Source organism: Psychrobacter sp. CMS30, assembly GCF_904846565.1.
Taxonomy (GTDB): Bacteria; Pseudomonadota; Gammaproteobacteria; order Pseudomonadales; family Moraxellaceae; genus Psychrobacter; species Psychrobacter maritimus.
This window is the reverse complement of sequence record NZ_CAJHBF010000019.1, coordinates 24,063-35,484: the sequence shown is the minus strand read 5'-3', so window position 1 is coordinate 35,484 and position 11,422 is coordinate 24,063. Positions and strand designations below refer to the sequence as shown.

Genomic DNA, 11,422 nt, shown 5'->3' with positions numbered 1-11,422 from the left:
ATACCATGAGTAAAGGTCAAGACAGTAAAAAGAACGTAAAAAAGAAACCGCTATTAACGGCAAAAGAGAAAAAAGCCGCTAAGCAATCTAAAAAAGATGACAACGGCAGTATCTTAGGTAAACATTAATATTTAGTGCATCAGTATGCTAACTGAAACTATATTAATCTAAACCATACTAATTAAAGCTATGCCAATTGAACCTCACGGTTTGATTGGCATTTTTTATGCTAGGTACTGTTTTTATAGTAGCTATTATTTTCATACTAACTACTGTTTTTATGCTAAGTACTGCGCGGTGCAAACATAATAATCGCCATGCCTAGCAGCGCTACGACAGAACCCAATATATCCCACGTGGTCGGCCTGATGCCGTTCACTGTCCACAGCCAGATAATTGCCATCGAAATATAAACACCGCCGTAAGCGGCATAAACTCGACCAGCTGCGGTTGGATGCAAAGACAATAGCCAAACAAAAGCAACTAAACTTAGCGCACCCGGAACAAGCAGCCAAATCGACTTACCTTCTCGCAGCCATAAATAAGGCAAATAGCAGCCTGCTATCTCTGCCAATGCGGTCAGCGCAAACAATCCAACGGTTTTTAACTCAGTCAAAACCATCTACTCCTAAACGGTGATAAATCCGGTCATATACTGTACGGCATTGCCAGAAATCATTACTCTGTCACCTGCGACGACACAGTTTAAAATACCGCCTCGTTTTGATGCTTGATAAGCAATCAATTCATTTTTACCCAAACGCTCCGCCCATAATGGTGCTAAAGCAGTATGAGCCGAGCCTGTCACTGGGTCTTCATCGCCACCATTGGCTGGCCAAAAATAACGTGAGATAAAATCGTAATCTTTGTGGTCAGCAGAGGTAGCCTGACAAGTGACCACTACATCTAATCGCGCAAGCTGTTTTAGTCGCTCGTTATCGCGCTCTACGTTTAGGACATCTGCTTCAGCATTATAAATCACAAAATATGCTTGGGTGTTTTTATAAACTTCGACTGGTGCAATAGACAATCCTGCCAGCAAACTCTCGGGAATATTATCGACTTTTTCAGGTTTAGTATTGGGAAAATCCATTTGTATTTTGCCATCGTCTGTTTGCACGATAGTTAAAACACCAACGGCTTTGGCGGAAAATTTAATGGTTTCTATACTAGGATTTTTGTTAAATAACACAAAGGCTGACGCCAAGGTTGCATGACCGCAAAAAGCAATCTCAGTCAATGGTGAAAACCAGCGGATATGATAAATGCCGTCATCACTAAGAACAATAAAGGCCGTCTCAGATAAATTGTTCTCAAAGGCAATCGACTGCATCAAATCATCACTTAACCAATTATCTGTAATGATAACCGCCGCTGAATTGCCCTTAAAAACCGTATCCGTAAAAGCATCAATGACATTGATTTCTAGCTGCATTTTATGTTCTCGCTGTTATTTTTTATAACTTTATGGTTTTATGAGTTTACCGCCAATATCAATCAACGATAAATAGCTTAGCGCCTGTCTTCGTTGATGAACGATGTGCAATCGTATTGTCCGCTACTTGATAAGTCATACCGGCTGTTAAGGTAAAAGTACGCCCATCCTTTAATTCGGTGTTTAGCTCGCCCTCAATACAAAACAAAATATGCCCTTTATCGCACCAGTGATCGGCAAGGTAGCCGGCAGAATACTCAACCATATGCACATTGATAGTATCAAATTCACGAGTCTTCCAATACCCTGTGCCCGTTTCGCCTTTGATTTCTACTGCTTCTACTGTCGTCCAGTCGGTAGTAGCAAAAGGTATGTTTTTCATTTCCATGACGTCATCTTCCTGATTTAACCGATCATTTATGCATAATAACTCTCATTAGTTACTATACTTCAAATCCAGCGCCGCACTTTATTTAGATATGCTTGATAAGTTTTACCAAATTTTCGTGCCATCATTTGCTCTTCTGGCTGTATCTGAAAGCGCGTCATATAAAGTATAAAAACGGGTAATAACACAAACGCAAGAAAGTGAGACAGATAGAATGCCCAGCCTAACAAGATAAGCACCAAGCCTAAATACATCGGATTGCGACTATATCGATATATGCCACTGGTTACTAAACTAGATACTTTCTCAAGCGCCTGCGGATTGGGTGTGGTCTGCGCCTTTTTAAATTGCGTCACACCCATGACACCTAAGCTCATTCCGATCACACCCAAACCCACTGCCAGTGCAGTTGAGCCGTTGAGTGAGAACGTCAAAGCAGGAACCATTTTAGAGACGCCATACATGGCAGCTGCCGTAATAATGACTTGTGCTACTGGTGGTACTTTAAGCGCTAGAGCGTTCATGGTTGCACCTTATATATGACTAAACAACGAATTTAAATAACGAACCTAAACCATTCATTATCTATTATAACTGCTAACTATTTGTGTGTTTATTTTTCTACTTGCGCCTGTATCTAGCAACTGCACATTTCACACCGCTATCATTGGTATTTTCCATATTATAAAACTTTATTCATACTAGAATTGGCGCCTATATTACTTCTAGAAGGTTATAATTGTCCCCTGTTTAATTTTTAGTCTTTATTACAGTAAAGGGATTACTCCTAACACTGTCGTTGAATTTAATGAGGAAGTTAGCGTCATGATGCGTATCGGATTGTTTTTATTAACCAACTTAGCGGTGATTGTGGTATTTAGCATCGTGTTTGGTATTTTATCTCGATTTTTTGGGATTGGTGGCGTACATGGCGCAGGCGGGCTAAATTACACCAGCCTTGCCATTATGTGCGGTATATACGGCATGGTTGGCTCGATGGTTTCGCTATTTATCTCAAAATGGATGGCCAAAAGATCAACGGGAACGGTGGTCATTGAAACGCCAAGCAACGCCACCGAACAATGGCTGGTAGATACCGTCGCTAAGCAAGCACGAGCGGTAAATATTGGCATGCCAGAAGTGGGGATATTTAATAATTCCCAGCCGAACGCGTTTGCAACCGGTTGGAATAAAAATAAAGCGCTGGTCGCGGTTTCATCTGGTCTGTTGCAAAATATGAATCAAGATGAAGTAGAAGCGGTATTGGCGCATGAGATCGGTCACGTGGCCAATGGTGATATGGTAACGCTTGCGCTTATCCAAGGCGTGGTAAACGCCTTTGTGATGTTCTTTGCGCGTATTATCGGCAGCTTCGTCGACCGTACTGTCTTTAAAAATACCAGTGATAGCCCCGGCATTGGCTACTTTGTGACGAGTATTGTGATGGATATTTTGCTTGGATTTTTGGCGTCTGCCATCGTTATGTGGTTCTCACGTCTGCGTGAATTCCGTGCTGATGAGATGGGTGCTAAGCTTGCTAGCAAAGACAAGATGATTAGTGCGCTTGATGCGTTACGTCCTTCTGCACAGCGGCCAGATCAAATGCCAGAGAGTATGAAAGCATTTGCAATCTCGTCTGGACAATCTACAGGCTTTAGCATCGCTAACCTTTTCCGCTCACACCCAACGCTTGATGATCGTATTGCGGCGTTGAGGAAGTATAATCCTCGGGAAGCATAGTAAAAAGTGTGATGATTTGTTTAGGCCGTAGGGTGCGCCCCGCCCAGTTTAGTAGATAAAGCGCATGGCAGGATCAGCTCCCTCTACCTTCCCGTAAAGTCACACTACAACCAAACATAAAAAAAGCCTATCTTTAAAAGATAGGCTTTTTATTAGATAAACTTACTGACTAAATATCGAACTCAAGCGCTCTATCGCCTTCGCTATCTTTGATACGCGTTGGCAAGCCAATCTTATTCAATAGATTAATAAATGGCTTGGCATCAAGCTCTTCGACGTTGACCATTTTGCCCGCATCCCACTCACCAGTTGCGACTAACATCGCAGCAGCGACAGGTGGCACGCCAGCAGTATAAGAGATACCTTGGCTACCGACTTCGTTATAGGCTTCTTTATGATCTGAGATATTATAGATAAATACCTCGCTATCAACGCCATTGACTTTACCTTTAACCTTATCACCGATGCAGGTCTTGCCAGTATAATTTGGCGCCAGTGAGCTTGGGTCTGGTAGTACCGCTTTGACCACTTTTAACGGTATCACTTCTTGCCCTTCCGCAGTCATCACCGGCTGCTCAGACAATAAACCTAGGTTTTGTAGCACGGTGAAAACATTAATATAATGCTCACCAAAGCCCATCCAAAAGCGAATGTTTGGCACATCTAAATTGGCTGATAAGGAATGAATCTCGTCATGACCACTTAAATAGCTGTTTTGTACGCCAACGACTGGCAAATCATCGGTACGCTTTACTTCAAACATCTTATTCGACTGCCACTTACTGTCCTGCCAAGAATAAACCGTACCGGTAAATTCACGGAAGTTAATCTCAGGATCGAAGTTGGTGGCGAAGTACTTACCGTGGCTGCCCGCATTGATATCGATAATGTCAATATCAGTCACAGAGCCTGCATCCATCATGTCATAGCCAAGGCGCGCATAAGCGTTGACCATGCCGGGATCAAATCCTGCACCCAAGATTGCCGTGACATTATTGTCCGCACAGCGCTGCTTACGCTTCCATTCATAGTTGTCATACCATGGCGGCGTCTCGCAAATTTTGCGCGGATCTTCATGAATCGCAGTATCGATATAGGCAGTACCCGTCTCAATACAAGCTTCCAAAACCGTCATATTCACAAATGCCGAACCGACATTGATAACGATTTGTACGCCAGTATCTTGAATCAGTTGTATCAGCGCTTGGCTATCCATGGCATCGACTTGATGCGTATGCAAGACAGCAGCTTGCTTAAAGCTATGTTTGTCTTTGACGCTTTGGGCGATGGCATCGCACTTATCTCTAGTACGTGAGGCGATATGAATCTCGCCGAGCACATCATTATGCATCGCACATTTATGCGCGACCACTTGAGCAACGCCGCCTGCGCCGATGATAAGTACATCTTTTTTGTTGGACTTAGCTTGTTGGTTTGTGTTCAAAGAACAATCCTCCTTTGTGTCCCTGTCGATACCATTGATATTGGCTATGCAAAACAGAAACGAGTGAATGATATGCGTGAATTAAAAAGGAAGACCGAGGAAAACCCACGCACCCGTTAGACAAATCCGACTGCCTTTGCCAGTGGCAATTATAACAATTTTTACTTACTTTTCGGCAAAAATTACAACATAACTTAGAAAATTCAAGACCAACCCTCATTTCTAGATAGTTGTTTGGCAGTATGATTTAATAATGCCAAGCATAACAGCGTTATGACAAACTCGCCTTATAATCTTGATAATCAAACTCGCGCTGAATATCGATACTGCCGTCCAGACGACGGATAACAATTGCAGGCATATTAACGCCATTAAACCAGTTTTTCTTCACCATGGTATAGCCTGCGGCATTACCAAACGCAATCTTATCGCCGATCTGTAAATTGCTAGGTAAAATATATTCGCCAAAAATATCACCCGCCAAGCAAGAACGACCGTAAATAATAGTGTTATCTATAGCATCATCTACTTGGTCTTTGTTAACAGGTGCAATAGCCATGAACTCACCATTAATAGACGCTATAGGCGCCGACTCACGATAAATCAGCAAATCAAGCATATGCGCTTCGATAGAGGCATCAACAACGGCAAGATTTTTTTCGTTATGCATGGTGTCTAATACTGTCGTGACCAATGAGCCAGCGCCATGAATGCTTGCCTCACCCGGCTCAAGATAAACTTGTACGCCGTATTTTTCGCTAAAGCCTTTTAATCTGTCTGCCAATTTTTCCAATGGATAATCAGGCGCGATAAAATGAATACCTCCGCCCAAACTCACCCATTCAAGATGTGCTAAGACGTCACCAAATCTATCTTCAATATCGGCCAAGCTTGCACTAAATGCCTCAAAGCTGTCATTTTCACAGTTGTTATGAATCATAACCCCAGTGATATCACCAAGTACCGCTGCAATCTTATCTTTATCATGCTCACCCAGTCGACTAAAAGGACGGGCAGGATCAGCGATAATAAACGATGAATTACTGGTCTTTGGATTTAAGCGTAATCCAACTGGGATGTTTTTTGCTGCTGCTTGACCTTTAAACGCATTTAATTGCGAGATAGAATTAAAAATAATTTTATCTGCATAACTTAATACTTCGTCAATTTCACCCGCGCTATAAGCGACGCTGTAGGCATGGGTTTCTTTTTTATCTTGGTTATTAACATTATTGTTATTATCGGCACTATTATTACCAAAAGTCTCGTAGCCCAATCGCACCTCATTTAATGAAGATGAGGTGGTGCCATGCAAATAGGGTTCCATCACATCAAAAACACCCCAAGTTGCGAAACATTTGAGCGCGAGTAAAGCCTTGGCGCCCGATAGCTCGCACAGACGAGCGATAATCTGCATATTTGCGACAATCGCCGCTTCATCAAGCAAATAGTAAGGCGTTTTTAGCGCCGCAAGAGAGACAGCTGGTGTTGAATTCATAAGAGATAACCTAATAGCTTTAACAATATACGGCGATAATAGCTTAATGCTAACGATGGCTTAATGGCGCACTGTGATACAGTCATGACACGTTATCACACATTGTGACAAGGCCAAATGACAGGGCCAAATAAGTGCGCTATAGTAGTATAAATTCATCACAATTAGAATAGCTTATGTCACTCTCAACCGATTATTCTACCTCAAAAAGCCATACCAATTTATCGTCACTCGAGCTCAAAAATATAAATTTAGAGCATCTCGATTCAGAGGCGCGTGCCGTGTTGGATTTTTGGTTTGACAAAGACAATGAGCCATACTGGTTTGCGCAAAATGATGACTTTGATAAGCAGATAAATGATAAGTTTGGCAAGATTTGGCAAGCCGCAAAACAAGGTGAATGCGTCACGTGGCGCATTGCAGACGCGCCAGCCGATAGCAACAGCTCAATTACAGCGTTGGCGGGACGCTTGGCTGAAATCATTGTCTTAGATCAGTTTTCGCGTAATTTATGTCGCGAGCAAGCATGCGCATTTGCTCAAGATGGTATGGCGTTGGTATTGGCACAAGAAGCCATTGGGCAGCCACATTTTGATACCCTACCAACGCCGTGGCGTAAATTTATTATTATGCCTTTTATGCATTCTGAGTCAGCGATGATTCATAAACGTTATCTACCGCTTTTTGAGCAACTAAACGATGCCGACACTTTAGACTTTGAGCGTCGTCACAAAGACATTATTGATAAGTTTGGCCGTTATCCGCATCGCAATAAGACCTTGGGTCGTGAATCAACTCTCGAAGAAGAGGCATTTTTGCAGCAGCCCAACTCGTCTTTTTAAGCAATTGTTAAACTTTAAGCCTTAATAGAACCTAACTGTTGAATAATGGACTAAAAACCACCTATTTATTAAATAGGTGGTTTTTTATATTTGAGTGATAGCAATTTATCTAATACGTTTGCTTAGGCTATTTTCTAAATATCTTAACCACTTACCTATTGCCACTCTCGGTATGCGTTACGTTTTCAAGCGCTTTTCTTACCGGTGCAAAGCTACGTCTATGCGCGGCTAACACACCATGAGCTGAAATAGCTTCCATATGGGCGCGCGTCGGATAGCCTTTATGCTTAGCAATACCATATTCAGGATATTGGGTATCAAGCGCATACATGGTTTTATCACGGCTCACCTTTGCTAAGATACTAGCAGCTGCAATACTGGTATGACGCGCATCGCCTTTTACCCACGCTTGACAATCAATGACTGAACGCTCTATGCCTGATTTAGCAAGGCTTGCATAATCCAAATCCGGACAGCGATTGCCATCAATTAATACCTCAAACTGCCTTTTATCACCGGCATTCAGGTGCTTGGCAACTATTTCTAACAAAACCTCAGTACATAAACGCATACCCAGCATCGTTGCTTGCAAAATATTGACCTGGTCGATGACCGCTGCCGGTATATCAGCGACGATGTGACCGACGGCATATTGCTGAACCAATGGATAAAGAATGTCGCGTTTTTTTTCACTCAGCTGCTTAGAATCCGTCAATATAGATAACGGCGTACCTTTGAGGGGCGCGTCCTCGATTAGCCCTGACCAAGCAGCAGGTAATATTGCAGCAGCAACATTGACACTGCCTAGCAGAGGTCCGCGCCCTGCCTCATCGACACCAATTTGTATAGGTACTTGTTCGCGCTCTTCATTTATCGGATATTGCGCAAGTAACTCAAATAAATTTATTTGACCTGATAAATGTATGGGAGCAGCCAGTTGAATGTATTGACCTTTAATATCTACTTGCTCGATACAGATGCTAATTGGCGTGAAAGGATTTGCGCTGCAAGGTGTGTTACTCATAAAATTGTACTGTCTTATTTATTAAATAAATTTAAGTGTGATGCAAATAATATTCAAGCTAGTTTAATTATGCTTAGGGAATTTACCTTTTTTGAACTTGGGATTGGTGATTATCCTGCAAAAACCACTGTTCAATCACGCTATTAGCAGGGTCATGATTGCTCTGCTGTTGTAATAAATGCTTGGTATCAATGAGCGCCTTTAATTGCTCAGCATAGGCGCGAGGCTGCAGCAGACGCATCACGGTACGACAGATGTTATCACCACTTGCCTGCTCTTGGATAAGCTCAGGGACAATCGCGCTATCTGCCAAAATATTAGGCAAACCCACATAAGGAACTTTAACCAAACGTTTAGCAATCTGATAGGTCAGCTGATTTAACTGGTAAATCACCACCATTGGACGCTCAAGTAACATGGCTTCCAAGGTTGCAGTACCCGATGCCAGCATCACCATATCTGATGCCGCCATCGCTTGCTGACTAAAGGTTGGCTGACTGTCATCATAGACCACCACAATCGCCGCGCGCAGCTGTTCTGAGCGCTTATCAATGACATCTTGCACAATATATTGATGATTTTGATCGACCGTTGGAATGATAAAACACAGCTTTGGGTCTAATAAAATCAGCTTTTGGATACCATCGAGCATGAGCGGCAAAATAGCCGTAATCTCACCGCGTCTAGAGCCTGGCATGACACAGATAAGCTGGCTGACATCATCAAAGCGGTCGATAAAAAATTGCTGCAAGCCGTCATTATGCCAGACCAATTCACTACGGCGCTGATTGACTGGCGTCTCAAGTAGCGTCTGATCAATAGTCCGTAGCAGCGGATGACCGACACATATCGCCGGATGATTATGACGCTCATAAACGGGCAGCTCAAATGGGAATAAGCAAAGCACCAAATTGGTCGCCGCTTTGATATTGTGAATACGCGACTCACGCCATGCCCAAATAGAAGGGCTGACATATTGTACGCAAAACACCCCTTGTGGCTTAAGCTTCTTCGCCACTCGTAGATTAAAATCAGGCGCATCGATACCGATAAACCAATCAATATCGGCGGCTTTAAAGGCCGTTAATAATTCACACCGCGCTTTAAGCAAATCTGGCAATTGCGCCATCACTTCTACCAAGCCCATCACTGCCAAACGCGATAATGGAAAAATACTTTGTAGCCCTTGCGCTTTCATTTTTGCGCCGCCAACACCAACCCAAATGATATCATCGCGCAGGTTATTCATCTGCTGCATAAAATCTGCGCCCAAGCTATCCCCTGACACTTCACCAGCGACAATCCCTATGACCAGTGGCGCACCCGTCACAGCAGGCATTGCCTCATAAGCATTATAGCCATCAGGCGCTGACGTTAAATCAGAAGGTTGGTGAGGCGTAGCAGAATCTGTCATGACAAGCTCTCAATATCAAGTTAGTACCATCAAAGCAGTACAGTTAAAATAGGACAAAAAATACAATATGGATATTATAAAATATAGTATATGAAATCGCGCATAAGATGCCTATTAAAAGCCACCTTAGCAGCATTTATTAGGCTCAAGCTCAATTTATAAGTCTTAAATGCAGTTGTTTATAAGCTCATCATACGTGACAGTGCTTAAAATAGCTAAATTAGCCAATAAAAGCTCGATAATTACTGTCTAAAACCACAACGCTTATTCATTAACACAGACAAAATTAACTCTCATTTTAACACCTAATTTTGATACCTATTAACCCCAGCATATAGCTCAGACTCGGCAATGATAACGAAGTTTTAACCTCAGTATTCCAGTTAGCAGTCAATTAACTGTGCGACTGCCCTTGTCAACCGGCGCTTTTGTCCGCATAATGAATATCCCTATAAATCAGCTAGACGATATATAACCATGACAACACCAGTTATCCATAATGCAGATATTGACGACGTGAATATTGAAAAATTCATTCCTTTAATCACTCCCGCTGAGCTAAAGTCTGAGCTACCTTTGTCGAATGACGCCTATAACACGGTTCTAAAAGGTCGCAATACCATCCAAGATATCCTCGATGGTAAAGACAAGCGCCTATTTGTGGTTATTGGCCCCTGCTCTATTCACGATATTAAAGCCGCCCACGAATATGCCGATCGCTTAGCTGTATTGGCAAAAGAGATTGAAGACAGCATCTTCGTTGTGATGCGCGTCTATTTTGAAAAGCCGCGTACCACGGTTGGCTGGAAAGGCATGATTAACGACCCTGATATGAACGACAGCTTTGATATCGAAAAAGGTCTGCGTACTGCCCGTAAGCTACTACTTGATTTAAACGAAAAAGGTCTGCCGTGTGCAACTGAGGCATTAGACCCAAACACGCCGCAGTACATGCAGGATTTGATTAGCTGGTCAGCGATTGGCGCGCGTACGACCGAAAGCCAAACGCATCGTGAAATGAGCTCGGGCTTATCGTGCCCAGTTGGCTTCAAAAACGGTACAGATGGCGGCATGACGGTTGCTGTTAATGCCATGCAAGCAGTCAAAGAAGGCCATAGCTTCCTTGGCTTATCAGCAGATGGCAAAGTTTCTATCATCAAATCAAAAGGCAATCCTTACGCACACGTGGTACTACGCGGTGGTAACGGTAAGCCAAACTATGATGAAACCGCTGTTGCGCGAGTAGAAAACGAGCTGGCAAAAGGCAAGACCAATAGTAAGATTATGATTAACTCAAGCCATGCCAACTCAGGTAAAGACCCGTATCTACAACCGATGGTCATCCAAAACGTTGCCGAGCAGATTAAAAACGGTAATAAATCTATCATCGGTCTGATGATTGAGAGCCATCTAAAAGGCGGCAATCAAAAGCTGACGGCTGATTTGAGCCAACTTGAATATGGCAAATCTATCACCGAAGGTTGCTTAGATTGGGATAGCACGGTCACTGCCATGCGCAATCTACGTGGCATGGTTAAAGACGTATTACCGAATCGTTAATCTTTAATAACAATTGCCCATAAGCACAGGTTATTAAGTTTTTTAAGCATTATTAAGTGTTTCATAAAAAAGCCCGT

General features: G+C 42.8%; 12 protein-coding genes. 4 read left to right on the top strand and 8 right to left on the bottom strand.

The genetic code is table 11. The annotated features are described in order from the left end of the window. Positions 1 to 5: 5 nt before the first annotated feature. Entirely contained in the window at positions 6 to 128 is a 123-nt protein-coding gene (locus tag JMX94_RS13420) for a hypothetical protein (protein ID WP_020443648.1), read from the top strand. Between the two features lie 155 nt (positions 129 to 283). On the opposite strand, the gene JMX94_RS10310 is transcribed toward JMX94_RS13420, so the two are convergent. The 4 genes from JMX94_RS10310 to JMX94_RS10295 form a co-directional block, all read right to left on the bottom strand. Continuing rightward, the gene (locus tag JMX94_RS10310; protein ID WP_200662141.1) at positions 284 to 616 is read right to left on the bottom strand and encodes a YnfA family protein; all 333 of its coding nucleotides are present in this window, start codon (positions 614 to 616) and stop codon (positions 284 to 286) included. A 12-nt stretch (positions 617 to 628) separates the two neighbouring features. Beyond that, entirely contained in the window at positions 629 to 1,435 is an 807-nt protein-coding gene (locus JMX94_RS10305) for a PhzF family phenazine biosynthesis protein (RefSeq protein WP_201565258.1), read from the bottom strand. A 58-nt stretch (positions 1,436 to 1,493) separates the two neighbouring features. Then, positions 1,494 to 1,823 (bottom strand): DHCW motif cupin fold protein, encoded by a 330-nt coding sequence (locus tag JMX94_RS10300; RefSeq protein WP_200662139.1) that lies wholly within the window; start codon positions 1,821 to 1,823, stop codon positions 1,494 to 1,496. A 62-nt stretch (positions 1,824 to 1,885) separates the two neighbouring features. Continuing rightward, positions 1,886 to 2,347: an isoprenylcysteine carboxylmethyltransferase family protein gene (locus JMX94_RS10295; protein ID WP_201565257.1), complete on the bottom strand. Its 462-nt coding sequence runs from the start codon at positions 2,345 to 2,347 to the stop codon at positions 1,886 to 1,888. A gap of 301 nt (positions 2,348 to 2,648) precedes the next feature. Between JMX94_RS10295 and htpX the strand changes: the two genes are divergently transcribed. Further along, positions 2,649 to 3,563, top strand: a complete 915-nt coding sequence (gene htpX / locus JMX94_RS10290; RefSeq protein WP_201565256.1) for a protease HtpX — start codon at positions 2,649 to 2,651, stop codon at positions 3,561 to 3,563. A gap of 169 nt (positions 3,564 to 3,732) precedes the next feature. Here htpX and JMX94_RS10285 read toward each other — a convergent pair whose 3' ends face one another. Both JMX94_RS10285 and JMX94_RS10280 read right to left on the bottom strand, forming a co-directional pair. Continuing rightward, positions 3,733 to 5,007 carry a saccharopine dehydrogenase family protein gene (locus JMX94_RS10285; RefSeq protein ID WP_201565255.1) on the bottom strand — a complete coding sequence of 425 codons (1,275 nt, stop codon included), beginning with the start codon at positions 5,005 to 5,007 and terminating at the stop codon, positions 3,733 to 3,735. Between the two features lie 271 nt (positions 5,008 to 5,278). Beyond that, complete coding sequence (locus tag JMX94_RS10280) at positions 5,279 to 6,505, bottom strand: carboxynorspermidine decarboxylase (protein WP_201565254.1); 1,227 nt, start codon at positions 6,503 to 6,505, stop codon at positions 5,279 to 5,281. A gap of 176 nt (positions 6,506 to 6,681) precedes the next feature. On the opposite strand from JMX94_RS10280, the gene JMX94_RS10275 reads away from it, so the two are divergent. Further along, on the top strand, positions 6,682 to 7,347 hold the full coding sequence (locus JMX94_RS10275; protein ID WP_201565253.1) for a DUF924 family protein: 666 nt from the start codon (positions 6,682 to 6,684) through the stop codon (positions 7,345 to 7,347). 151 nt (positions 7,348 to 7,498) lie between these two features. Here the strand turns inward: JMX94_RS10275 and JMX94_RS10270 are convergent, their stop codons facing one another. Beyond that, positions 7,499 to 8,371: a ribonuclease HII gene (locus tag JMX94_RS10270; protein ID WP_201565252.1), complete on the bottom strand. Its 873-nt coding sequence runs from the start codon at positions 8,369 to 8,371 to the stop codon at positions 7,499 to 7,501. Between the two features lie 82 nt (positions 8,372 to 8,453). After that, positions 8,454 to 9,710, bottom strand: a complete 1,257-nt coding sequence (lpxB, locus tag JMX94_RS10265) for a lipid-A-disaccharide synthase (protein WP_374220417.1) — start codon at positions 9,708 to 9,710, stop codon at positions 8,454 to 8,456. Positions 9,711 to 10,262: 552 nt separating this feature from the next. Between lpxB and JMX94_RS10260 the strand changes: the two genes are divergently transcribed. Next, on the top strand, positions 10,263 to 11,345 hold the full coding sequence (locus tag JMX94_RS10260; RefSeq protein ID WP_201565250.1) for a 3-deoxy-7-phosphoheptulonate synthase: 1,083 nt from the start codon (positions 10,263 to 10,265) through the stop codon (positions 11,343 to 11,345). The last annotated feature ends 77 nt before the right edge of the window (positions 11,346 to 11,422 follow it).

Excerpts from the sequence above, each read along its gene's own strand:
- JMX94_RS10270 (WP_201565252.1), bottom strand. The coding sequence starts at position 8,371 with ATGAGTAACACACCTTGCAGCGCAAATCCTTTCACGCCAATTAGCATC.
- JMX94_RS10300 (WP_200662139.1), bottom strand. The coding sequence starts at position 1,823 with ATGGAAATGAAAAACATACCTTTTGCTACTACCGACTGGACGACAGTA.
- JMX94_RS10260 (WP_201565250.1), top strand. The coding sequence starts at position 10,263 with ATGACAACACCAGTTATCCATAATGCAGATATTGACGACGTGAATATT.
- JMX94_RS10305 (WP_201565258.1), bottom strand. The coding sequence starts at position 1,435 with ATGCAGCTAGAAATCAATGTCATTGATGCTTTTACGGATACGGTTTTT.
- JMX94_RS10280 (WP_201565254.1), bottom strand. The coding sequence starts at position 6,505 with ATGAATTCAACACCAGCTGTCTCTCTTGCGGCGCTAAAAACGCCTTAC.
- JMX94_RS13420 (WP_020443648.1), top strand. The coding sequence starts at position 6 with ATGAGTAAAGGTCAAGACAGTAAAAAGAACGTAAAAAAGAAACCGCTA.
- lpxB (WP_374220417.1), bottom strand. The coding sequence starts at position 9,710 with ATGCCTGCTGTGACGGGTGCGCCACTGGTCATAGGGATTGTCGCTGGT.
- JMX94_RS10295 (WP_201565257.1), bottom strand. The coding sequence starts at position 2,347 with ATGAACGCTCTAGCGCTTAAAGTACCACCAGTAGCACAAGTCATTATT.
- JMX94_RS10275 (WP_201565253.1), top strand. The coding sequence starts at position 6,682 with ATGTCACTCTCAACCGATTATTCTACCTCAAAAAGCCATACCAATTTA.
- htpX (WP_201565256.1), top strand. The coding sequence starts at position 2,649 with ATGATGCGTATCGGATTGTTTTTATTAACCAACTTAGCGGTGATTGTG.